The organism is Vreelandella lionensis (assembly GCF_044543515.1).
Classification (GTDB): Bacteria; Pseudomonadota; Gammaproteobacteria; order Pseudomonadales; family Halomonadaceae; genus Vreelandella; species Vreelandella lionensis.
In genome coordinates, this window is sequence record NZ_JBITWC010000004.1 from 50,004 (window position 1) to 72,690 (window position 22,687).

Sequence of the window (22,687 nt, forward strand, 5' to 3'; positions counted from 1 at the left end):
CATGGCGCAGAAACAGACCAATATTCCCGCCTGGATGGTGACCTACGCCGATCTAATGTCGCTTTTGTTATGCTTTTTTGTCCTGCTGCTCTCATTTGCTGAAATCGATGCCCAGAAGTTTCGCCGCGTGGCGGATGAGCTTTCAAAAGCCTTCGGGGTGCAGCGGGATATCGAAGCCATGCAGGTGCCGATGGGCACCAGCGCGACGCTGCAACACTTCTCTCCCGCAACGCCGGACCGCACCTTGATTGAAGAAGTACGCCAGCGCACGATGCAACAGCAGCCACAGCTTGAGTCGATGCGGAACATGCTGGAAACCCAGCAGCGACAGCGCAGCCTGCAGGTTGCCAGCAGCGTAGAGGCACTTTTGGAGTCTTCTCTGCCCGACGGCGTGGCAGAGATTGAGATTGATGAGTTTCGTGTGGTAGTACGGATTGCTGAAAACGGCACCTTTGGATCTGGGACCGCCACGGTCACCCCCGCTTTTTCTAGCCTGTTACATGAGCTTGCCGTACTGCTGGGTGATTTAACCGGCACAGTGTCTATTGATGGGCACACCGATAACGTACCTATTCGCACTGCTCAGTTTCGCAGCAATTGGGACTTATCTGCGATGCGTGCCGCTTCCGTGGCGAACGTGCTGGTAGAGTCGGGCGAAATGTCACCAGAACGGCTATTGATTCAAGGGTTTGCCGAAACCCGGCCGCTTGCTTCTAACGATACCCCTGAAGGACGCGCGGCGAACCGTCGAGTGGAACTCACGATTGACGCCAGCGCCCCCTTTGAAGAGCGCGGAGAGCGCTCCCTTGATGCGTTGCAGGTCTCATCTGCTGAGCCTTCCCTACCGGTTATTGCGACAACGTCGCCATGATTTAGTAGCGTCAATAGAATCAGTGCACAGAATCAGCTACGCTGAGTGGGCACGGAACGCATATCTGCGTTTCCCCTGTGATAAGCCAACTAGCCTAGGAAAGGAGAACAGAATGGATAGTAAAGCAAGCGCACACTGGGAAGGTGGTCTTAAAGATGGGCAAGGTAAGGTTGCTACAGAGAGTGGTGTTCTGGATGCAGACTACTCTTTCAAGCAGCGTTTTGAAGGCGCGCCGGGTACCAATCCCGAAGAGCTCATCGGTGCGGCTCACGCCAGCTGTTTCTCCATGGCCCTTTCGATGATTCTGGGTGAGAAAGGCTACACTGCCGATTCTATTGATACCCAGGCGCGAGTAACGCTGTCGCAAAGCGACGCAGGTTTTGATATTTCCAGCATCCATTTGGATGTGGAAGCAAGCGTCAGTGGTGCCGACGAAGCTGCTTTCCAAGAAGCCGCTGAAACCGCTAAGGACAACTGCCCGGTATCTAAAGTGCTCAACGCTGACATTACCATGTCAGCCAAGCTTAAAGGTTAATACGTCAGGCGCTGTTACATGGCAGCGCCTTGCAGTTTTAATAAGCTATATCAAAAGGGCCTTGCCGATTGGCAAGGCCCTTGTTCTGTGAGCAAAAACTACGTAGTTTTTACTGTGTGGATTTTTGCTGATTAGTGCAACTTACTCCGGCTTGTCGTTAACGTTCTCTTCGCTGTTATTAAGCTCAGTATCGCGCTCTGTAGTAAGGTCATCGCCGCGCTTGTACTCTTGAGCTTCCTGCAGGGCTTCTTCAGAGGCGTTAACGGAAATTACATAGTCTTCACCGTTTTCATCTTTAGTGAGTTCAAGTGACTCCCATTCGATGGCGACATTTTTTTCGCCCATCCCCAGGAAGCCACCAACACCCACGACCACGGCATTAATTTTGCCGTCTTCATCGATAATCAGGTCATTGATGGTGCCAATATCTTCATCGTTTTCAACGCTACTGCGAACCTGGTTGCCCGTCAGTGAATCAGAGTGAAAAGTGTTTTCCGGCGCATGGGTAAGGTAAGACGCTTCCATACCCGTGCTGTTCTCATTGGCCTGGGCGATACCTGCGGTGGCCATCATAGCCGGAATAATCAGCGTGCTGAGAAAAGTCGGTTTCATCGTTATTGCTCCTTGCGTGTTGATGAAGAGGGCTAGCCGTGCTCCTGTTAATCCCTAAATAACCTAATAGCGATAATGTAACGGCAGGCTGATGTTACGCACGACGACTCCTTTGTACTCCGAGTTGGCCCTGCACTTCGCTGTGCAAGGACACTTCTCAAGGTAGGGGTTGAAGCGTGTTTTGCAACGTACATAGCGAATTCTTAACTAAAATCAACGATGTGAGAAAGCTGCTTTTTAGCTTACTGCGACAGTCTGGCGAGTTGATCCGTAGCCTGCTGCTGGGCATATTCGTACCAACATGGCTCACCAATCGTAGCGTGAGCCGCATAAAAAGGAGAACGCATGACCCTGATTGCACACGTAATGCCGTTTCAGCAGTTTAAACAGCACTTAGCAAGCGGTGTGGTGGCGCTAAGCACTTGGCTAATGGCAACGGGCGCGCTAGCTAGCGAAGCCGAGCTGCCGAAAGGACACTTTTTACTGCCTGACGCGGGCAATATGGTGGGCGAGGTCTATACCGTCACCGCCAGCGAAGAGGATACGCTGCTGGACATTGCCCGGGAGCACAACGTGGGCTACGAAGAAATTCGCATGGCCAATCCTGATACCAGTATCTGGGTGCCGGGCGAAGGCACTGAAGTGACGATTCCCAGCCAATTTATTCTGCCCGATGAACCCCGCACCGGCATTGTGATTAACGTTGCCGAGCTGCGTATGTACTACTACCCCGAGGTAGAGGATGGCGAAGCACCCCGAGTAGAAACCTATCCTATCGGCATTGGGCGCGACGCTTACAATACGCCGCTGGGTATTACCGAAACCACCATGCGCCTTGAAAATCCGGCCTGGTATCCACCTGAGTCTATTCGCCGAGAGGCAGCCGAGCGCGGCGACGCGCCTCCAGCCGTGGTCCCGCCTGGCCCTGATAACCCGTTGGGGCAATACGCTATTTTGCTGGATATCCCCGGCTATTTGATTCACGGAACGAACCAACCAGACGGTATCGGCATGCGCGCCAGCCGTGGCTGTATTCGTATGCACCCTGAGGATATCGAGTCGGTGTTCTGGCGCGTGCCGGTGGGCACACAAGTGAACATCATTGATGCGCCGATCAAGCTGGGTTGGGGAGCCGACGACGACGCCTATATTCAGGCCTTCACAGCGACCGATGAGCAGGCGTTTGGTATGGAAACGCTGCTGAGTGTAGTGGACCTGATTGAAGAGCATAAAGGCGAGGGGCGCGCGAACTATGAGCAAGTCAGTCGCGTACTGGAGGAAGCCAACGGCCAGGTAGTGCCGTTAAGTTAGTCAGCGCTGACTAGCTTGGTCTTTAAGAGGAAATAGGCAGTAGCGTAGGCACCAATGACAGCGCTACTGCCTGACGCACCAGCTCAGCCACATTAGCTGCCCCCATCGCTTTCATCGCGCGCAGCCGATACACCTCAACCGTTTTGGCGCTAATACCCATATGCTCTGCAATTTCACGGTTTGTCATGCCCTCTGCCACATGAATCACAATGCATTGCTCTTTAGGACGCAGGGCAGCAAAGCACGCCTGCAACTGTACCAACCCCTGTTGTTGCTGGTGCTGCTGCTTGGAACTGCTTAGCGCTCGTTGCACGACTTCGATCAACTGCTGATGATTAAACGGCTTCTCGATAAACTCAAAAGCACCGTTTTTCAGCGCTGTCACCGCCATGGGCACGTCACCATGCCCCGTCATCATGATAATCGGCAGGTTGGCATGCCGATCGACTAGCTGTTGCTGTACCTGCAGCCCGCTCATCCCCGGCATGCGAACATCCAACAGTAGCGCGCCAAATACTTCAGGAGTGGCGGATAAAAAGGCATCACCGCTGGCAAAGGCGTGAGTGGTTAACCCCACCGATTCCAACAGCCACACCAGCGATTCCCGAAGGGCGTCATCGTCGTCGACCACCGCAATGACGCTGGGAGGTGGTGAAGTGTGAGTAGGCGAGAGCATTAGGCGTCGGTCTCCGTTCGCAGTGATACGTCAAAACAGGCGCCTTTAGCGCTGTCGGTGCGCAGGGAGAGGGCGCCTCCCATACTTTCCACCAGCGTACGGCTAATGGCTAGCCCCATGCCGAGCCCTTCATCGCGGGTGGTAAAGAAGGCGTCAAAAATTATTTGCTGGTGCGCTTGTTCCACCCCCGGCCCCTCGTCCTCAACGCTTAGCGTGATCTGGCGCTGGCCGCTTCGCCGGGCGCTAATGCAGACCACCTTGGCGTCGTTCACCCGGCGACTAGCGGTCAGCGCGTTCAGCAGTAAGTTCACGATGACCTGCTCCAGGGCAATTGGGTCGGCGTAGACGCGCGGCAGCGGATCGGGCAGGTGTACTACGAGCTCGATCGATGCTTGCTGATACTGCCACTCACAGAGGCGACAGGCAGCCGCGACCACCTCGGCCAGCGTCAGTGGGCGCACTTGGTGGCTGCGCTTACGTACAAAGCTGCGTAGGTGGCGCAGACGCTGGGCGAGGCGCTGTACCTGCTCGTCAATGCGCTCCAGAGGAAGCTGTAGCTCGCTGGCGAGCAGTGTGGGCTGCTGGCACTTTAACAGCGCGCCGCTGGTGTAGTTGGCAATAGCGCCTAAGGGTTGATTCAGCTCGTGGGCGATATTGGAGGCAAGCTCCCCCGCAGCGGCTAGCCGGTTAGCATGGGCAATCTGCTCTTGGTGGCGACGCGCCTGGGCCTCGGCGGCTTTACGGGCGCTAATATCGCGATTCACCAAGGCAAAGTGGCCAGGCTCTGCCCCCCGGCTGCGGTGGGCCAGTACCACGCTGAGCACCGGCACGCTTCCGCTTGCGGTGCGCATTTCCAGCTCGCCACTCCATGAGCCGTAACGCTCCACGGCGGGAAATACCACCTCATCTAATAAGCGCAGCGACTCGGCTTGGTATAGCTCACTGAGCGTAGTGGACGCTTCGTTTGGCAAGGCAAAGCAGCGGCGAGCGGCTTCGTTAGCACTGAATACCCGCTGGTTTGGCCCTAAAAACAGCACGTAGTCGGTGGTGGATTCGACCACCTGCGCCAAACGCTCGCGAGTGGCTTCGGCCTCAATGCGACGTCCAACGTCTCGGGAGACGCACAGGATATCGATCAATTCGCCGGTCTCTGTATCCCGCCGGGTGCGGCTGGTGGTTTCAAACCATACGTAATGGCCCGCTTTGGCGCGGAAACGGTAGGTTTGCTGATAGAAACCGTCGTGGTAGTAAACCCGCGGCGACTTGTTGAGCAGGTCGTTCAAATCCGCTGGGTGAAAAAGCTGATACGCGGAGACGCCGATGAGCTCGTCGGGCTCATAGCCCAGCAGCTCTCGCGCGGCCTGGGAGGCATACATAAACGTGCCGTCCCGGGCGTGGCGGGAGATCAGATCCGTGGTGCTCTCGGCCAGCCACTGATAGTGGCGCTTTTCCTCCTCGAGTGCGGCGTTGCGCGCTTCTAAGGTGGCCACTTTTGCTGCGAGGGCTGCCTCTCTCTTATTGCTCATAGATTAGCGAGCAGGATCTAATACACCGCCCATTGATGCATTGCGGCGGAACCAGCCCGCAATGCTAGCGCGAGGCTGGCGGGTGGGCAGCACTTCGTGGGGAATGGTTTCCGATAAAAAGCAGGCAAACGTACCGGCTTCGGGCACCACGCGGGCCACTTCCAGGGCTGGGTCATCTGGATGGTAAATCACCATTTCACCGCCGCCGTCGCTCGGCCAGTCGGGGTTTAAGTAGCCAACGGTGGAAATCACGCGGTTGGCCCGCCCGCGAAAGCTGTCCAAGTGGCGCTGGTAGAAGGCTCCGGCAGGGTAGTGAGCAAAGTGGGCTTCGTACTCAAACAGGCCAAGAAATAGCGCTTGGTTGAGAGACTGCTGTAGCTCTGCCATAGCATCCAGGTAGCGGCGCTGAGCGTCGCTCTCTCGGTCTAGCCAATGGATAGCATCACCCCGGATATCTTTACGTAAGTGGTGCTGCTGGCCTCGGCCGATGCCGGCCTCATCCAGCGCGTCGTGTTCGGCGAGGTGGTGGATCTCGCGGTGCAGCGCTTGACACAGAGCCGAGTCGATCACCCCTTTCCCCACATACCAACCTTGTTCCACCAGCGCGTCGACCAGCTCCAAATGGGCTTGCGGCTCAAGGGCGGGAGAGTCCAGTTCAGATAAAGCGATCATTTCGTGATTCTCGTAACGGGCGCGCGTTCGGCTGTGGCCGAGCGACTGCTTGTGGGGGTGCGTCGTTCGGGGTAGTGGCGTAAAGCACCGGGTGGGCGCTGATAAAGGTCAATGTTCATACCAAACCCTTCCGCCAACAGCTCGACTAGCATCATCGCAGACAGCCCCCAAATAATGTGGCCATCTACCTGATAGCTGGGCACATAGTGGGCAACGCCATCGACGGTAATCACGTCGGTATGGGTGCGCTGGTCATCTAAAAAGTGGCTGAGCGGGACTTCAAAAATAGCGTCCAGCTCCGCTGGGTCTGCCACCAGCGGTAGATCCGGTGGAATAATACCCACCCAGGGCGTCACACGGATGCCGTGCAGAGAAATCACGTCCGACAGCCGCCCTAGGGGCTTCACCAGCCCAGGGGCTAACGCAATCTCTTCTTCTGCTTCCCGCAACGCCGTGGCGTATAGATCAGCGTCACCCGGTTCACGTTTACCGCCAGGAAAAGCGACTTGGCCACGGTGGGTATTCAAGTGGCTGGCCCGGCGAGTAAACAGTAGGGTGGGGGCAGGGCGCTCAACAATCGGCATGAGCACGGCAGCTTCCGGCAGTGCTACATGGTCTAGCCGTTGAGGGGTATGCTGTTGCAGCCGTTTGCGCAGTTTCTCTAACATAGGAGTCTCTTTACTTTGCTCTCTTTTACCCAGCCACGGTGATCATCGTCAAGCACGTTGATGCCTCGACCCACCAGCCGTAGAGAAAACGCGATGAACTTTTGTAGTCAGTGTGGTGAGAAAGTCCGGTTTGCCGTTCCCGAGGGAGACGACCGCCCCCGCTACCTGTGCGACGGCTGCGGCACGATCCACTACCAAAACCCCCGTATCGTGGCGGGTACGCTGCCGGTGAGCGGCTCCAAAGTCCTGCTCTGCAAGCGCGCGATCTCCCCTCGAAAAGGGTACTGGACGCTACCGGCGGGGTACATGGAAAACGCTGAGACCACCCAGCAGGCCGCCACGCGGGAAACCTGGGAAGAGGCGTTTGCCGAGGTCACTTTAGGCGGTCTATACACGCTGATTGATCTACCGCATATCAACCAAGTGTATATGATTTTTCTTGCCGACTTGATAGGTGGCTTTGGCCCCGGGCCAGAGAGCTTGGAAGTGGCGCTGTTTGAGGAGCACGAGATCCCTTGGGATGCGCTGGCTTTTCCTACCATTGAGCGCACGCTGCGCCACTACTTTGCCGACCGTGAAAACGCTGCGTATCCGCTGCATATCAGCAAAATCACGCCTGAAGATCGCGAGCGCTATGTGGGTAGCGCCTAGCTTGTTCTATAGGTCGGCAAGCTGCCATACGTCGTAGGCGACTTCTTCATAAGGGTGCGCCAGCTTAAGGGCGGCAATGGCAGCTTGAATATGTTCGTCGGCGCAGACCAGCTCGACTTTGAACTCCTCAACGGTTTCCAGCTTACCGATCTGACCAATATGTGGCTCTGCACCATCGAGAGGACGAAACTGGCCGGTACCACGTGTTTGAAAGCAGGTGTGTTCGTAATCGCCAATCCGCCCCGCGCCGGTTTCAAATACGGCGTTTTTAACGCTTTCAGCACTTTCAATGGGAACAAAAAACGCGAGCTTATACATAATCAGGGGCCTCCCTTGGGTAATAACGTAACGCTGTACTGCCAATGTTAGCGGATAGCACACTACTGGTCTTGGCGCAGGCTTTGTATGATGACGTTTTTCAATATAAGCGGCGAACCAACCCATGGATAAGTTTGAAGTAAAGCTTGATCAAGCCGCGAGGGCTGCCTGGATGTCCTATGTGGGTGGGATGACACAAGATGAAATTGCCACCCAGCTTGGCGTTTCCAGGCCCGGCGTGCAGCGTTTGCTGGCGCTGGCGCGGCAAGAGGGGCTGGTAAAAGTGCATATCGACCACCCCATCTCAACCTGTATGGCGCTGGGCAGCGCGTTGCGCGAGCGCTTCCAACTGACTTACTGCGATGTGGTGCCTGCGGACACCCAGGCCCCCGAAAGCGGCGCGTACTATCTGGCCGTGGCAGGAGCTGAACGCATTGCGCGGCTGGTGGAGCGCAGCGAACCGCTGACACTCTCGCTGGGTACCGGGCGCTCGGTGCGCGCAGCGGTGGAAGCGCTAAGCCGTGTGGAGCGGCCGCAGCATCGCTTTGTCTCGCTGGTGGGCAACGTGGCAAGGGATGGCTCCGCTAACCGTTATGATGCGGTAATGGTGCTGGCGGATAAAACCGGTGGAGAACGCTTTTTGTTGCCTGCCCCCGTGGTGGCGGAGTCGCTGGCGGAAAAAGAGGCCATGCTCTCACAGCGCTTGTTCAAAGCGATTGCCGATGTGGCGAGAGAGTCAGAGGCGGCGTTTATCGGCATTGGTCGTATTGACCGCCAAGCCACGCTTTTTCAAGACCACTTCATTAGCGAAAGCGAGCTGGATGAACTGCTGGGCCGCGAAGCGGTGGGGGAACTGCTGGGTTGGCCGCTGAATCGGCGTGGGGAGGTGATTGATTGCTCGATTACCCGGCGTGTTACCAGCCTGCCGCTAGAGCGTTTTGGTAAGCACCTCATGGTGGGGATTGCCGGGGGACGGGATAAAGCGCCTGCCATTTTAGCCGCACTGCGCGGTGGCTGGCTGAAGGGCTTGATCACCGATGAAATTGCGGCCAGACATATCGTTGCAGCCATTGAATGAACGCTGGCTTCGCAGCTGCAATATGCAAGCAATTGAATGAATTAGCGTAAAGTCTAACGCTCCAGGCTTTGCTTTTTTTTGGCTTGCGTACGATCATTTGTTCGGTTGGTGATCAATAAGATCAAGGCTACAACAATGCCAATATTTGCCAAGAGGAGTGCTGTATGCGTCTCGTGCGTCATTTGCCCGTCACGACCCTAGCGGCCGCCATTGCGGTGGCTGGCCAAGCCCAGGCTCAAACCGAGATCACCGTCGCCACGGTGAACAATAACGATATGGTCATCATGCAGAGCCTGACCGATGCCTTTGAGCAAGCGCACCCGGATATCACGCTGGACTGGGTGGTACTTGAGGAGAACGTGCTGCGTCAGCGTATGACCACGGATATTGCCACCGGCGGTGGGCAGTTCGACGTGATGACCATCGGCACTTATGAAGTGCCCATTTGGGCGGAACGCGGCTGGCTTGAGCCGCTGGACAGCCTGCCCGATGACTATAACGAAGACGATCTGCTGGCATCGGTACGCGACGGCTTAAGCCTGGACGGCACGCTGCACGCCCTGCCGTTCTATGCGGAAAGCTCGATGATGTATTACCGCACCGATCTGTTTGAGCAGGCAGGCATTGAGATGCCCGAGCAGCCCACCTGGACGCAGGTGCGCGACTGGGCCGAACAGCTCCACGGTAGCGAAGAGGGCCTTGCGGGGATCTGTTTGCGCGGCAAGCCGGGCTGGGGCGAGAACATGGCCTTTGTCTCGACGCTGGTGAACACCTTCGGCGGCCGCTGGTTTGATGAGCAGTGGAATCCGGAGCTGAACTCTGAGGCGTGGAATAACGCGATTTCGTTCTACGTAGACCTGCTTAGCAACTACGGCCCGCCAGGCGCCAGCTCCAACGGCTTTAACGAGAACTTAGCGCTCTTCTCACGCGGTAACTGCGCCATGTGGGTCGATGCTACCTCGGCGGCAGGCAAGCTCTACGATGAGAGCGAATCCGACGTAGCCGGGACGCTTGGCTTTGCACCCGCGCCCATCGCGGAAACTCCCAAAGGTTCCCACTGGCTGTGGTCTTGGGCACTGGCTATCCCAGCCTCCTCTGAGCATAAAGAGGCAGCTCAAGAGTTCATTACCTGGGCCACTTCTGAAGAGTATATCGAGCTTGTCGGTGAGACTAACGGCTGGACCAGCGTACCGCCGGGCACTCGTGAATCCACCTACGCTAACGAGCAGTACACCTCAGCCGCGCCGTTTGCTGGCTTCGTACTTAACGCCATTAAAGAGGCCGACCCCACCGACTCTAGCCTAGAGCCGAACCCCTATGTGGGCGTGCAGTTTGTGGGTATTCCTGAGTTCCAATCGATTGGCACTCAGGTAGGCCAAACCATTGCGGCGGCGCTGACCGGCGATACGTCGGTTGAGCAGGCGCTAGATAGCGCCCAGCGTGCTACTGAGCGCACGATGCAGCGGGCGGGCTACATCGAACGTTAATGCACTCCTGCGCCTGCCCGGCCACGGGCAGGCGTTTTCGGTGGTTCTCGCAGGTCTGTTTTCTTGCAGGTATTTCCATGAATAGAACACGTGCTTCTGGCCGTACGGTCGGCGGGCTGAGAACGCTTTCGCTTCAAGCGCCCGCCGTAACGCTGCTCCTGCTCTGGATGATTGTGCCCCTAGGCATGACCATCTGGTTCTCTTTCCAGCGTTACAACTTACTGATGCCCGAGATGACCGGCTTCGCCGGGCTGGAAAACTATGAGTACCTGCTGACCGACCCCGCGCTATGGTCGGCCATGGGCACCACGCTGCTGCTGGTGGGTTGGGTGCTGGTGATTACCGTGGTGGGCGGTACGCTCTTAGCGGTTCTGTTTCAACAGGATTTTGCCGGGCGCGGCATTGCCCGCGTATTGGCGATCTCTCCCTTCTTTGTCATGCCAACGGTGAGCGCGCTGGTATGGAAAAACATGATGATGCACCCCTCTAACGGGGTGTTGGCGTGGTTAGCACAGTCGCTGGGGCTTCCTGCGCTGGACTGGTTCTCATCGCTACCGCTGACCTCCATCATCATCATCGTCTCGTGGCAGTGGCTGCCGTTTGCGCTACTGATCCTGCTGACGGCGATGCAATCGCTGGATGAAGACCAAGTGGAAGCCGCACGGATGGATGGCGCGGGGCCGCTGGCGATTTTCTTCTTTATCACGCTACCGCACATAAAGCGGGCGATTAGCGTGGTGATCATGATTGAAATGATCTTCCTGCTGACGATTTTTGCCGAGATCTTTGTCACTACCTCCGGAGGGCCTGGGCTCGCCACCACCAACTTGGCTTATTTGATCTACATCCAAGCGCTGTTGGATTTCGATGTGGGCATGGCCTCGGCGGGTGGGGTGATCGCCATCATTCTGGCCAATATCGTCGCGATTTTCCTTGTCCGTATGGTCGCTAAGAACTTAGAAGACTGACCCCGGCACCAGGGCGTCTTGGGAGCATTTCAATGACAACTCATCGTAATAGCGCACCAGCACACACTCGCTCGTTGCCCATCCGGCAACTGGTATTGACCCTGTTGGGCTGGTTGATCGCGCTGATTATCTTTTTCCCTATCCTGTGGATGGTGCTGACCGGTTTTAAAACCGAGACGGCGGCGATCGCCGACCCCAGCTTTATCTTTTCGCCCACACTGGAAAGCTATCAGGAGGTGCAGGCACGCTCGGGCTATGCCCGTTTCGCGCTGAACAGCATCGCGGTGGCGTTTGGCTCTACGTTTTTAGCGCTGCTCATCGCTATTCCTTCGGCCTATGCCATGGCTTTTTTGCCCACTAAGCGCACCAAGGGCACGCTACTGTGGATGCTCTCCACCAAAATGCTGCCGCCGGTGGGTGTTCTGGTGCCTATCTACCTGATTTTCCGCGATGTCGGGCTGCTGGACACCCGTACCGGGCTGATCATTATTTATACCTTGATGAACCTGCCCATCGTGGTGTGGATGCTCTACACCTTCTTTAAAGATATGCCCAAAGACATTCTCGAAGCGGGCCGGATGGATGGTGCCTCCACTCTGCAGGAAGTGTTCTTCCTGCTACTGCCGCTGACCCTGCCAGGGATTGCGTCGACTGGGCTGCTCTCGGTGATTTTGAGCTGGAACGAAGCGTTCTGGAGTCTCAACCTCACCTCGTCGAAAGCCGCGCCGTTGACCGCCTACATTGCCTCGTTCTCAAGCCCCGAAGGGCTGTTCTGGGCCAAGCTGTCGGCGGCTTCTACCATGGCCATCGCCCCCATCCTAATCCTCGGCTGGATGACCCAAAAACAAATGGTGCGCGGCCTGACCTTTGGCGCCGTCAAGTAAAGGAGTTCCCCATGGCAACCTTACAACTCAAGAACATTACTAAGCAGTTTGGCGACACCAAGGTCATCAAGGGCATTGATCTCGACGTTAACGATCGTGAGTTCGTGGTGTTCGTTGGCCCCTCGGGCTGCGGTAAATCCACGCTGATGCGCATGATCGCGGGCCTGGAGAGCGCCAGCGACGGCGATATTCTCATCGATGGCAAGCGCATGAACGAGGTGGGCCCCGCCGACCGCGGTTTGGCGATGGTGTTTCAAAGCTATGCGCTGTACCCGCACATGACCGTTGAGGGCAACATGGGCTTCAGCATGCGCTTGGCCGGGGTGCCCAAAGAGGAGCGCCGCGCCAAGGTGCTGGAAGCTGCCAAGATCCTTCAGCTTGAGCCGCTGCTGGATCGCAAGCCCAAAGCGCTGTCCGGCGGGCAGCGCCAGCGGGTGGCGATTGGCCGAGCGATTGTGCGCAACCCCAGCATCTTCCTGTTCGACGAGCCGCTCTCCAACCTAGATGCGGCGTTGCGGGTGCAGATGCGTATCGAGCTGGCTCGGCTGCATGAAGAGCTGGATGCCACGATGATTTACGTGACCCACGACCAGATAGAAGCCATGACCATGGCCGATAAAATCGTCGTACTACACGATGGTGTGGTGGAGCAGGTGGGTTCGCCCATGGCGCTCTACCACCACCCGCGTAACCGCTTTGTGGCAGGCTTTATCGGCTCGCCCAAGATGAATTTCTTCAGCGTCGAGCAGCAGTCCGTTGGCAATGATGGCGTCACCGTGCGCCTGCCCGGCGGGCGGCCCTGCACTATCCCTGTGGCGGGCGAGCAGCTCGCCAGCGATGAAGCGCTGGAGCTGGGTATTCGTCCTGAGCACCTACAGCTGGATGAAAACGGCCCGCTGAGTGGGCAGATTAAAGTGTTGGAGCGCTTAGGCGGGCAGACCTCGCTGTACGTGCAGATGGGCGAGCTACTGATCACCATTATGGCCGATGGCGACGTGGCCTATCGGGTGAACGATACCGTGCAGTTTGGCTTTGCCGCCGAGCGTGCCCACCTGTTCGACGCCCAAGGCTTGGCGCTAGAGAGCCTGTCACAGCACCCGCTGGCCAGCCTGACCCGCCAGGATAACCGTGCGGCTACCGAGCCTGCTGCGCCAGGGGCGCAGGTATGAAAGCGCTGATTTTTGATTGTGACGGCGTCCTGGTGGATAGCGAAGCCCTGGCTGAAGAGACCCTGGAAACTCACCTTGGGCAGTGGCTGCCGGATCTGGATATTCCAACGCTGCTCAGCCAAGCCCTGGGCATGACGACCGCCGACATCCTTAAGCACTTGGCGCAGTTAAGCCGCCATCAGCTGCCGCTCGATGCCTCCGAGCGGGTTGATAGCGCCATAGAAGCGCGTCTGGCACGAGAACTTACCGCGATTGCAGGGGTTCACGACGCCGTTAGTAGTCTCGATTTACCTAAGGCCGTGGTCTCCAACAGCCGCCGCTGCCGCGTATTAGCATCGCTTGCAACAACGCAGTTGAAAGAGGCGTTGGGCGATGTGCCGATTTTCACGGCCGAGCAGGTCGATAACCCTAAGCCGGACCCGGCGATTTACCGCTTGGCGGCGCATGAGCTTGGCTGCCCGCCCAGCCGCTGCCTAGTGGTTGAGGATAGCGTGGCAGGCGTTACCGCTGCCCATGCCGCCGGCATGCGGGTGATTGGTTTTGTGGGCGCCAGCCATATCGACGACGAGCAGCCTAACCGCCTGCTCGCGGCGGGTGCTTGGCGAATTTTGCCCCATATGCGCGGGCTTCGCGCCTTAGTGGACGAGTGGCAATTACATCTGCAAGGACAAGATAACAATGAAACTGCTCAATAAACGTGCCGTGATTACTGGCGGTGCCCGTGGCATCGGACTCGCCATTGCCCAGCGCTATTTGGCCGAAGGGGCCAGTGTCGTGGTGGCCGATATCGATGCCAAGGCCATCGAAGACGCACTCACCACGCTGCAGCAGGATGCCAGCGCCGAGCGGGTCATGGGCGTAGTGCTGAACGTGTGCGACCAAGGCTCTATCGATGCCATGGTGGAGAGCGTCACCGAGCGCTTTGGTGGCATTGATATTTTGGTCAATAACGCGGCGGTGTTCGATATGGCGCCGGTGCTGGAAGTGACCCAGGCCAGCTTCGACAAACAGTTTGCGGTGAACACCAAAGGCATGTTTTTCACCCTGCAGGCCGTGGCCCGCGCCATGGTGGCTCAAGGTCAGGTAGGCAAAATTATCAATATGGCCTCCCAGGCGGGCCGACGTGGCGAACCGCTAGTGAGTGTTTACTGCGCCAGCAAAGCCGCCGTGATTAGCCTGACCCAGTCCTGCGGGCTCGATTTGATCAAACACAGCATTAACGTCAATGGCATTGCCCCCGGCGTGGTGGATACCCCGATGTGGGAAGAGGTCGATGCACTGTTTGCCCGCTACGAGAACCGCCCATTGGGCGAGAAAAAGCGATTGGTGGGCGAGGCGGTGCCCTATGGCCGTATGGGGCTGCCGGAAGATCACACCGGCGCCGCCGTGTTTCTCGCCAGCCAGGATAGCGATTACGTCGTCGCCCAGACGCTCAACGTCGATGGCGGCAACTGGATGAGCTAAGACGCCCATGAGCCCTGATCTTGTTTCGTTAAGCCACCAACTGCTGGATGCCGCCGAAGGCAAGGCGCGCTTTATGGTTGCCCTGGCGGGGCCGCCGGGGGCCGGAAAATCCTACCGCAGCGCGCTGCTCTGCGAGGCGATCAACCAGCTGCGCCCAGGGCAGGCGGCAGTGGTGCCGATGGATGGCTACCACTTCGATAACGCCGTACTGGGCGATGAACAGCTGCCTGTGAAAGGTGCGCCCCACACCTTCGATGTGGAGGGCTTGCATCACGATTTAATGCGCATCCGTCGGGCGGATAAGCCGGTGGCCGTGCCGGTCTTTGATCGGCCGCTGGACCTTGCCCGTGCCGGTGGGCGGTTAATTACCCCCGCGCATCGCATTGTGATTGTGGAAGGCAATTATCTGCTATTGAACCAAGATCCGTGGCGTTCACTGCACGTGCTGTTCGACTGGACGCTAATGATCGACGTCGACGACGCAGTGCTCGTAGAGCGGTTGGTGAACCGCTGGCTCTGTATGGGCCAAGACCATAGCGGCGCGCTTGAGCGCACCCACCAAAAAGACATGCTGAACGCCGCGCTGGTAAAAACCAGCAGCGTGCCACCTGACCAGCGCTGGCGCTAGGACGCGCTTGCCCAGCCAATAACCCGGAGAGTGATGATGACCCAGCTTAATAACCACAATGTGGGTTCCCTCAGCGCGGCGGTTGAGACGCCGATCTATGATCGTCAGGCCGTGACGCCTGGCATCGTCCATATTGGCGTCGGTGGTTTTCATCGTGCCCATCAGGCGATGTACGTGGATGCGCTGATGAACCAGGGCGAAGCGCTGGATTGGGGCATTGTAGGCGTGGGGGTCATGCCTGACGACAAACGCATGCAGCAGGCCCTCGCCGCACAAGACTACCTTTACACCCTGGTGGTCAAGCACCCTGACGGTGAATATCAGCCTCGGGTGATTGGCAGCATGGTGAACTACCTGTTTGCTCCGGAAGACCCCGAGGCGGTCATCGAAACCATGGCCGACCCCGCCATCAAAATTGTCTCGCTCACCGTTACGGAGGGCGGCTACAACTTTCATCCGGTGTCCGGAGAATTCAACCTGGACGCCCCCCAGGTGCGCGACGATCTCGCCCACCCTGAGCGCCCCTCCACCAGCTTTGGCTTGGTGGTGGAAGCCCTGGTACGCCGCCGGGCACGGGGTATTGCGCCGTTTACGGTGATGTCCTGCGATAACATTCAAGGCAACGGCGATGTCGCCAAGCGCATGTTCAGCGCCTATGCCCGCGCCCGCAGTGCGGAGCTGGGCGACTGGCTAGCCGCTGAGGTAGCGTTCCCCAACGCCATGGTGGACCGCATCACGCCAGTGACCGCGCCCACGGATATCGAAGAGCTCTCCCAGCGCTTTGGCGTTGAAGATGCCTGGCCCGTGGTGTGTGAGCCCTTTACCCAGTGGGTGTTGGAAGATCACTTCCCCTTGGGCCGCCCGGCGTTCGAGAAGGTCGGCGTGCAGGTTGTCGAGGATGTCGAGCCGTACGAACTCATGAAGCTGCGCCTGCTCAATGCCAGCCATCAGGCGCTGACCTACTTTGGCTATCTGGCGGGCTACCGTTACGCCCATGAGGTGTGCCAAGACCCGCTGTTTGTCGAGTTCTTGCTCGGCTACATGCGCGAAGAGGGCACACCGACGCTGGCCCCCGTACCGGGGGTGGATTTAGAAACCTACCGGCTGACGCTGATCGAGCGCTTTGCGAACCCGCAAATCAGAGACACCTTGGCGCGGCTGTGCGCCGAAAGCTCGGATCGCATTCCTAAATGGTTAGTGCCGGTGATTCGCCAGCAGCTTGCCCAGGGTGGTGAGATTGAGCGCAGCGCCGCCGTGGTGGCCAGCTGGGCACGCTACGCCGAAGGCGTCGATGAGCAGGGTCAGTCCATTGAGATCGTGGACCGCTTGCGCGAGCCGTTAATGGCCATTGCCGCCAATAACCGCACCCATCCAGCGGCCTTCGTGGAAAACCGGGAGCTGTTTGGCGACTTGGCGGACCAGCCTCGCTTCCTTAACGCCTACCTGGAGGCGCTGAAGTCGCTGCATGAACGGGGCGCACGGGCTACTCTTGAGGCTCTGGTCGCGTCCAAAGGAACGTTGTGATGTATATCGGGGTGGATTGCGGTACGCAAAGTACCAAAGTCGTGGTGGTTGATGTGGAGCGGGGCGTCATTCTGGGCGAGGGCAGCCGCCCGCATCGCCTGGATGAAGGGGAGCATGGCCGCCGGGAGCAGGCACCGGCGGAGTGGCTGGCAGCGCTCAAAGGCGCATTCTTTCAAGCGATAGAGCGCGCTGGTATCGATGCTAAGCAGGTGCGCGGTATAGGCGTGTCTGGCCAACAGCACGGCATGGTAGCACTCGATGCCGATGGCGTGCCGGTGTATCCCGCCAAGCTGTGGTGCGATACCGAAACCAGCGCCCAAAACAGCGCGCTGGTGGAAACGCTAGGGGGCGAGGCGGGCTGCCTGGAGAAGCTGGGCCTGGTGCTGCAAACCGGCTATACCGCTTCCAAAGTGGCTTGGCTACGCGAGCATCAACCGGATGCCTACCAGCGTATTGCTACGCTCTTGCTGCCCCATGACTACCTGAATTTCTGGCTGACTGGCGAACGGGTTACCGAGGCAGGCGACGCCTCGGGCACCGGTTACTTTGATACCCGCGCCCAGTGCTGGCAGAAAGAGGTGTTTGCTGCCATTGCGCCGGAGCTCGACCCTGACCGGGTACTGCCTCGGATCATTGACGCCCATGAACCCGCTGGCCGCGTGCGCCCGTTAGTGGCTCAGGAGCTGGGGCTAGGCGATAACGTGGTGGTCTCCTCCGGCGGTGGCGACAACATGATGGGGGCGATTGGCACCGGCAATATTACCCAGGGGCTGGTCACGCTCAGTTTGGGCACTTCCGGCACGGTATGTGCTTACTCACCTAATTCGGTGGTGTGTGACAGCGCCATGGTGGCGAATTTTTGCGCCAGCCACGGGGGGTGGCTGCCGCTGATCTGCACCATGAACGTGACCTCGGCAACGACTCGCGTGCGTGAGCTGTTTGGGTTGGACTTGGATACCTTTGGCGAACAGGTCGCCAGCGCCCCGATTGGTGCCGAGGGCGTCACCGTGCTGCCGTTTTTTAACGGCGAACGGGTGCCCATGCTGCCCGATGCCACCGGCGATTTTCTCGGGTTGACCAGCCTGAATATGACCCAGGCCAACCTCTGCCGAGGCGTGATGGAAGGCGCGACCTTTGGCCTACGCTATGGGCTGGAGCTGCTAGGCGAGCTGGCGGCGGGCACTAGCCAGATTCGATTGATTGGCGGCGGGGCGAAAAGCCCGGTGTGGCGGCAAATGGTCGCTGATATTACCAACACCCAGGTGATTTGCCCCGAGATTACCGATGCCGCCGCGCTAGGGGCAGCCATTCAAGCGGCCTGGTGCGATTTACAGTCCGAAGGCGTTAGCCTGGCATCGCTCTGTGAGCGCCTGGTGCATCTGGATGCGGCCTCGCTGGCGGAGCCTGATGCCGAGCGTGTGGCCGCCTATGAAGGAGCCTATCAGCGCTATTTGGCCGTGCTAGGGCAGCGCCATACGCTGTAACCACCCATTGCCTCCATGGCCGATTGCCTTGTACCGTGATCCACTCAACCACGGTAACGCAGCGGAGAATGCCATGGAGGCCAGCTTACGCCATCTGCTCACTACTCACGATATAGCGCCCACCGGCGAGTTAGAGCCGCTAAGCGGGGGCGACAGTGCGGCGGTGTATACGTTAGCCACGCGCCAGGGGCGGGTGATCGTTAAGCATGACGATCCCGAGCGTCTCAGGGGCGAGGCAGAAGGGCTGGACGCTCTGGCCGGGACCAATACCTCGCTCATCATTCCCGAAGTGCTCGGCCAGGCGGAAGGCTGGCTAGTGATGGAAGCCCTGGAAACTCAGCCCGCCAACAAGCAGGATGCGACCGCGCTGGGAGAGGGCCTTCGCCAGCTGCACGGCGTGATAGGCACCTCCCACGGTTGGCATGAAGACAACGCCTGCGGATTGACCCCGCAGCCCAATGCGCCACTGGCTGACGGGCGGCAGTTTCAGCGCAAGCGCCGCCTGCTCCCCCTTTGCGAGGCCTGTTTTCAGCGTGGTTTGCTTGATAGCGCGCTACGTCGCCGTATCGAGCTGCAGGCCGAACAGCTGGAAAGCTGGTTGCCGGATGCTCCTGGAAGTTTGGTTCACGGCGACCTGTGGTCGGGCAATGTACTGACCACGCCCCGCGGGCCAGCGCTGATCGACCCGGCGATTTATCGCCACTACCCCGAGACCGACCTTGCCATGCTGACGCTGTTCGGCTCCCCCGGTGACGCATTTTTCGAGGCCTACTGGAACGGCAACGCCCCGGCCGACTGGCCGAGGCGTGAAGCGCTGTTTCAACTCTACCCACTGCTTAACCATCTGCTGCTGTTTGGTGCCAGTTACCGCAGTGGGGTCGAGCGCAGCGTAACGCTGCTGGAACGCGATTAAGCGTGCGTTATTAACGTTACCAGGACTTATAAGGCAGGAATTTGCCGTTCAGGGGCAGCAGTACTCGGTCGCCTTTCGGGTCTTCGATTTTGTCCACTTCCATGGTGAAGTCGATGGCGCTCATGATGCCGTCGCCGAACTTCTCTTGCACCACGTCTTTCAGCGTTTCGCCGTACACGCCGACCACTTCGTAGAGGCGGTAGACGAATGGGTCTTGGGGGATGGCTTCATCCCACGCTTTTGTAGGGAAGGCCGTGAGCACGGTGGCGACGTCGCCATCCACTTCGAGTACGTCGCAGAGCTTATGGGCGATATCGGCGTTGGCGCTGTTCATGCCGTAGCAGGCAGAGGCGACCCACACCGGCGACATGCCGACGGCGCTGGCAATGTCATCCCAACTCATTTTTTTACGGGCTTTGGCAGCCAGCAGGGTATGGCGCATTTCGAGCTTATCCATGACGGACCTCCTTGGGAGTGAACTTCACTAGGTTTTCTTGTGGTTCGGTGGCAGGGGATGCCGGGGTTGAATCTGTAGTGGTTTCTGAAGCCGCTAGCTGTACCGGGTTCACCGGCGTCGGGTAGCGCAGGCCTTGGCCGTCGAACTCCTGGGTGCGCAGCTCGCTGGAGCGGTTCACCAGAAAATCGACCAGGTAGTTACGAATCGTGTAGAAGTGCGGATGTTTGACGATCTCCGCCCGCTGGCGGGGCCTTGGCAGGTCAATCTCCACCGCTTCGGCGATACGCGCTTGGGGGCCGTTGGTCATTAAGAAGATGCGGTCGGCCAGTAAGATCGCTTCGTCCACATCGTGAGTGATCATGAACACGGTTTGCTGATCCTGGCTCCAGATTTTGATCAGCTCGTCTTGAATGACGCCCCGGGTCAGCGCATCCAGCGCGCCGAGCAGCAGCTGCGCGATGCGTTGGAGGAGGTGGAGTCGCTCAAACGCCGGTTGGAACTTGAGAACCAGTACCGGGGGATAACCGCACTCGCGAAGTGGATGTACGGGTGATTGCGGCGACCAACCGTGAGTTAAAGGAGATGATTGATGCCGGGCAGTTTCGCGAAGATCTCTACTTCCGTTTGAACGTCTTTCCCATCGACTCCGTCCCGTTGCGCAAGCGCATTGAGGATGTGCCGCTGCTGGCGCGCCACTTTTTGCACCGTGCCTGCCTGAAGTTCAATAAGCCGGGCGTACGAATACCACCTGCCCAGTTAGAAGTTCTGACCCGTTACCCGTGGCCGGGCAATATCCGTGAGCTTGAGAACGTGATTGAGCGGCAGGTAATTGTCACCCAAGATCAGCGTCTCTGCTTTGATGATCTTTTGTTGACAGAACCCTTGCAGCGTAACACTTCCTTAAACCTTGAAGCGCACGAAAGCGCCACAGTGCCCAACTACCCGATGACCGAGCAAGCGTTCTGCCAGCGCCAGCGAAGCAATGCCCTAAAGGCACTAGAGGCAGCGAATGGCAAGGTGTCTGGCGTGGGTGGTGCTGCCGAGCTATTGGGAATTAAACCCACCACGCTGGCGTCCAGGCTACACAAGTGGGGCATTGATCCACGGCAATGTCGTAAGCGTCGTAGCAAAAAAGTCCCAACCAACGATACCTTGAACTAAGGTAAGGAAGGTTAAGCTTGACATCAGTGTTGTACACACAAATCCGACAAGTTCAAGTCTAGCATACATACATGAATGTAACTATAATGCCACTCTTTCATAATGGCGCTCTGCCGCGCCGCCTTACGTTGACACCTAGAGGCCATCCCATGCGACTAGCACACTGGGCAGTCAATGCCCCCTTTCGCCCCCTGTTGTTAGCAGTGCTCACGTCTTCTTTTATCCTGCCAGCTCAAGCGGCGGATCTTGTGACCATCACCCGTGATGCGCTGAATAACAACGCGTCCCTAGCATCAGCTCGGTCTGAGTTTTCCAGCGTAGAGGCGGCGCGAGACGTAGCACGTGGCGGACTGTTGCCGCAGGTGAATGCCTCCGGTAGCGCCACGCATAACGAGCAGTTTGAGAGCCAGGGGTCTGCCCGTAATACAGGCACGGGTACTGGCGCAGGTGCCAACGCGGGCGTCGGTGGTGGTGATGACAGCTACAACACCGTTTCATTAACGCTGGAAGCCACGCAAGCGCTGTTCAATGCCGTGACGCGCCAGGAAGTAACTCAGGCAGAGCGCCAGATTGATCAACAGGTTTATTTGCTGGCTGCCACCGAACAGCAGCTGCTGATTGATGTGGCCAGCGCCTACTTCGATATCTTGCGTGCCTATGAAGTGTTGGAAGCACGGCTAGCCCAAGAGCGTGCCATTGGCCGCCAGCTGGAGCAGGCCCGTGAGCAGTTTGAAGTCGGTTTGATTGCGATTACCGAGGTGGAAGAAGCGCGGGCGAGCTTCGACCAATCCCGTGCGGATCGCATTGCCGCCGAGAGCAACCTGCAAGTGGCGTTTGAAGTGCTGGAGCAGCTTACCGGCCAACGCTATGCCAGCATTGAGGCACTCGGTGACAGCATGCCCATCGCGGTGCCTTCTCCCACCGATCGTAACTACTGGGTTGAGCAAGCCATTGAGCGTAACCCGCAGGTGCTCGCCCAGCAGGCGGGTATTGAAGTGTCCCGCGTAGGTGTGGAGCTTGCGCGCGCTGGCCGCCTGCCCACCGTGCAGGCGTTTGCCAACTATCAATATGCCGATAGCGACAGCGACGTGGTCAGCGGTTACGACACCTCCGCTCAGGTCGGTGTGTCTGCAAACGTGCCGATCTATACCGGCGGCAGCACCAGTGCCAGCATTCGCCAGGGCACTTTCCAACTAGAGAGCAGCCAGTACGATTTTGAGTCTCAGCGCCGCACCACCATCCAGCAGGTACGTTCGCTGTATACCCAGGTTAGCAACAACGTCGAAACGGTCGAAGCGCGCCAACAGGCCATCGTTTCCAACCGTAGTGCCCTGGAAGCGACCCGCGCTGGTTATGAGGTGGGAACCCGTAACATCGTGGACGTACTGAACGCTGAGCAAAACCTCTACAACGCCATCGCTAACTACGCTGAGGCGCGTTACGACTATGTCGTTAACTTGCTGTCGCTGCGCCAGCAGGCGGGGCTGCTCGACGTTGAAGCGATTGAAGAAGTGAACGCATGGCTGACCGGCGATGACGTCAACTTCACCCTACCGGAAAGCAACGAGCCCGACGCGTACCAGCGCGCAATGGACATTGGTGCACCGCCTACCCCGGGCGCCTAATCTCC

25 protein-coding genes and 1 pseudogene are annotated in these 22,687 nt (G+C 58.3%); 18 read left to right on the forward strand and 8 right to left on the reverse strand.

Annotated features, from left to right (window positions below; all coding sequences use genetic code 11):
* Nucleotide 1: 1 nt before the first annotated feature.
* Together ACIGG6_RS03250 and ACIGG6_RS03255 are read left to right on the forward strand one after the other, a co-directional pair.
* The gene (locus ACIGG6_RS03250) at nt 2-871 is read left to right on the forward strand and encodes a flagellar motor protein MotB (RefSeq protein WP_399842183.1); all 870 of its coding nucleotides are present in this window, start codon (nt 2-4) and stop codon (nt 869-871) included.
* A 112-nt stretch (nt 872-983) separates the two neighbouring features.
* Nucleotides 984-1,406, forward strand: coding sequence for an OsmC family protein (locus ACIGG6_RS03255; protein WP_083023057.1), 423 nt, complete (start codon nt 984-986; stop codon nt 1,404-1,406).
* Nucleotides 1,407-1,547: 141 nt separating this feature from the next.
* On the opposite strand, the gene ACIGG6_RS03260 is transcribed toward ACIGG6_RS03255, so the two are convergent.
* Nucleotides 1,548-2,018, reverse strand: coding sequence for a PRC-barrel domain-containing protein (locus ACIGG6_RS03260; RefSeq protein ID WP_083023055.1), 471 nt, complete (start codon nt 2,016-2,018; stop codon nt 1,548-1,550).
* Nucleotides 2,019-2,363: 345 nt separating this feature from the next.
* On the opposite strand from ACIGG6_RS03260, the gene ACIGG6_RS03265 reads away from it, so the two are divergent.
* Nucleotides 2,364-3,329, forward strand: coding sequence for a L,D-transpeptidase family protein (locus ACIGG6_RS03265; protein ID WP_399842185.1), 966 nt, complete (start codon nt 2,364-2,366; stop codon nt 3,327-3,329).
* A gap of 22 nt (nt 3,330-3,351) precedes the next feature.
* Here ACIGG6_RS03265 and ACIGG6_RS03270 read toward each other — a convergent pair whose 3' ends face one another.
* From ACIGG6_RS03270 to ACIGG6_RS03285, 4 genes are read right to left on the reverse strand one after another with little or no spacing between them, the layout of a single operon-like run.
* Nucleotides 3,352-4,005 (reverse strand): response regulator transcription factor, encoded by a 654-nt coding sequence (locus ACIGG6_RS03270; protein WP_399842187.1) that lies wholly within the window; start codon nt 4,003-4,005, stop codon nt 3,352-3,354.
* Nucleotides 4,005-5,531 (reverse strand): PAS domain S-box protein, encoded by a 1,527-nt coding sequence (locus tag ACIGG6_RS03275; RefSeq protein WP_399842189.1) that lies wholly within the window; start codon nt 5,529-5,531, stop codon nt 4,005-4,007. Before ACIGG6_RS03275 ends, ACIGG6_RS03270 begins: the two co-directional genes overlap by 1 nt.
* Before the next feature lie 3 nt (nt 5,532-5,534).
* Nucleotides 5,535-6,203, reverse strand: a complete 669-nt coding sequence (locus ACIGG6_RS03280; protein WP_399842192.1) for a 2OG-Fe(II) oxygenase — start codon at nt 6,201-6,203, stop codon at nt 5,535-5,537.
* The gene (locus ACIGG6_RS03285; protein WP_399842194.1) at nt 6,200-6,871 is read right to left on the reverse strand and encodes a CoA pyrophosphatase; all 672 of its coding nucleotides are present in this window, start codon (nt 6,869-6,871) and stop codon (nt 6,200-6,202) included. Before ACIGG6_RS03285 ends, ACIGG6_RS03280 begins: the two co-directional genes overlap by 4 nt.
* A 93-nt stretch (nt 6,872-6,964) precedes the next feature.
* Between ACIGG6_RS03285 and ACIGG6_RS03290 the strand changes: the two genes are divergently transcribed.
* The gene (locus tag ACIGG6_RS03290; RefSeq protein ID WP_399842196.1) at nt 6,965-7,522 is read left to right on the forward strand and encodes an NUDIX hydrolase; all 558 of its coding nucleotides are present in this window, start codon (nt 6,965-6,967) and stop codon (nt 7,520-7,522) included.
* 6 nt (nt 7,523-7,528) lie between these two features.
* Here ACIGG6_RS03290 and ACIGG6_RS03295 read toward each other — a convergent pair whose 3' ends face one another.
* Nucleotides 7,529-7,840 carry an NGG1p interacting factor 3 protein, NIF3 gene (locus ACIGG6_RS03295; protein ID WP_044627897.1) on the reverse strand — a complete coding sequence of 104 codons (312 nt, stop codon included), beginning with the start codon at nt 7,838-7,840 and terminating at the stop codon, nt 7,529-7,531.
* A gap of 124 nt (nt 7,841-7,964) precedes the next feature.
* On the opposite strand from ACIGG6_RS03295, the gene ACIGG6_RS03300 reads away from it, so the two are divergent.
* From ACIGG6_RS03300 to ACIGG6_RS03350, 11 genes are all read left to right on the forward strand, one after another.
* Nucleotides 7,965-8,918, forward strand: a complete 954-nt coding sequence (locus ACIGG6_RS03300; RefSeq protein ID WP_253506794.1) for a sugar-binding transcriptional regulator — start codon at nt 7,965-7,967, stop codon at nt 8,916-8,918.
* A 164-nt stretch (nt 8,919-9,082) separates the two neighbouring features.
* Nucleotides 9,083-10,405, forward strand: a complete 1,323-nt coding sequence (locus ACIGG6_RS03305; protein WP_172515584.1) for an ABC transporter substrate-binding protein — start codon at nt 9,083-9,085, stop codon at nt 10,403-10,405.
* A 77-nt stretch (nt 10,406-10,482) separates the two neighbouring features.
* The gene (locus ACIGG6_RS03310) at nt 10,483-11,373 is read left to right on the forward strand and encodes a carbohydrate ABC transporter permease (protein WP_399842199.1); all 891 of its coding nucleotides are present in this window, start codon (nt 10,483-10,485) and stop codon (nt 11,371-11,373) included.
* Between the two features lie 32 nt (nt 11,374-11,405).
* Nucleotides 11,406-12,257 carry a carbohydrate ABC transporter permease gene (locus ACIGG6_RS03315; protein ID WP_399842201.1) on the forward strand — a complete coding sequence of 284 codons (852 nt, stop codon included), beginning with the start codon at nt 11,406-11,408 and terminating at the stop codon, nt 12,255-12,257.
* An 11-nt stretch (nt 12,258-12,268) separates the two neighbouring features.
* Nucleotides 12,269-13,426 (forward strand): ABC transporter ATP-binding protein, encoded by a 1,158-nt coding sequence (locus tag ACIGG6_RS03320; RefSeq protein WP_399842204.1) that lies wholly within the window; start codon nt 12,269-12,271, stop codon nt 13,424-13,426.
* Entirely contained in the window at nt 13,423-14,121 is a 699-nt protein-coding gene (locus ACIGG6_RS03325; protein ID WP_399842207.1) for an HAD family hydrolase, read from the forward strand. The genes ACIGG6_RS03320 and ACIGG6_RS03325 overlap by 4 nt, the downstream gene beginning before the upstream one ends.
* Nucleotides 14,105-14,890, forward strand: coding sequence for an L-iditol 2-dehydrogenase (locus tag ACIGG6_RS03330; protein ID WP_399842209.1), 786 nt, complete (start codon nt 14,105-14,107; stop codon nt 14,888-14,890). Before ACIGG6_RS03325 ends, ACIGG6_RS03330 begins: the two co-directional genes overlap by 17 nt.
* Before the next feature lie 7 nt (nt 14,891-14,897).
* Nucleotides 14,898-15,518 carry a nucleoside/nucleotide kinase family protein gene (locus ACIGG6_RS03335; RefSeq protein WP_399842211.1) on the forward strand — a complete coding sequence of 207 codons (621 nt, stop codon included), beginning with the start codon at nt 14,898-14,900 and terminating at the stop codon, nt 15,516-15,518.
* Between the two features lie 36 nt (nt 15,519-15,554).
* Nucleotides 15,555-17,042, forward strand: a complete 1,488-nt coding sequence (locus ACIGG6_RS03340) for a mannitol dehydrogenase family protein (RefSeq protein ID WP_399842213.1) — start codon at nt 15,555-15,557, stop codon at nt 17,040-17,042.
* The gene (xylB, locus tag ACIGG6_RS03345; protein ID WP_399842215.1) at nt 17,042-18,526 is read left to right on the forward strand and encodes a xylulokinase; all 1,485 of its coding nucleotides are present in this window, start codon (nt 17,042-17,044) and stop codon (nt 18,524-18,526) included. Before ACIGG6_RS03340 ends, xylB begins: the two co-directional genes overlap by 1 nt.
* 73 nt (nt 18,527-18,599) lie before the next feature.
* On the forward strand, nt 18,600-19,439 hold the full coding sequence (locus ACIGG6_RS03350; RefSeq protein WP_399842218.1) for a fructosamine kinase family protein: 840 nt from the start codon (nt 18,600-18,602) through the stop codon (nt 19,437-19,439).
* A gap of 16 nt (nt 19,440-19,455) precedes the next feature.
* Here ACIGG6_RS03350 and cynS read toward each other — a convergent pair whose 3' ends face one another.
* Both cynS and ACIGG6_RS03360 read right to left on the reverse strand, forming a co-directional pair.
* Nucleotides 19,456-19,896: a cyanase gene (gene cynS, locus ACIGG6_RS03355; RefSeq protein ID WP_399842219.1), complete on the reverse strand. Its 441-nt coding sequence runs from the start codon at nt 19,894-19,896 to the stop codon at nt 19,456-19,458.
* A complete protein-coding gene (locus ACIGG6_RS03360) occupies nt 19,889-20,263 on the reverse strand; it encodes a hypothetical protein (RefSeq protein ID WP_399842220.1) in 375 nt (124 codons plus the stop codon). The genes cynS and ACIGG6_RS03360 overlap by 8 nt, the downstream gene beginning before the upstream one ends.
* Here ACIGG6_RS03360 and ACIGG6_RS03365 point away from each other — a divergent pair.
* From ACIGG6_RS03365 to ACIGG6_RS03375, 3 genes and pseudogenes are all read left to right on the forward strand, one after another.
* Nucleotides 20,246-20,449, forward strand: coding sequence for a hypothetical protein (locus ACIGG6_RS03365; protein ID WP_399842223.1), 204 nt, complete (start codon nt 20,246-20,248; stop codon nt 20,447-20,449). The two genes, ACIGG6_RS03360 and ACIGG6_RS03365, sit on opposite strands and share 18 nt — an antisense overlap.
* Nucleotides 20,413-21,057: pseudogene (locus tag ACIGG6_RS03370) on the forward strand (sigma 54-interacting transcriptional regulator); the annotation flags it as partial. The gene ACIGG6_RS03365 and the pseudogene ACIGG6_RS03370, both read left to right, overlap by 37 nt.
* A 149-nt stretch (nt 21,058-21,206) precedes the next feature.
* A complete protein-coding gene (locus ACIGG6_RS03375; RefSeq protein WP_399842227.1) occupies nt 21,207-22,682 on the forward strand; it encodes a TolC family outer membrane protein in 1,476 nt (491 codons plus the stop codon).
* Nucleotides 22,683-22,687: the final 5 nt, after the last annotated feature.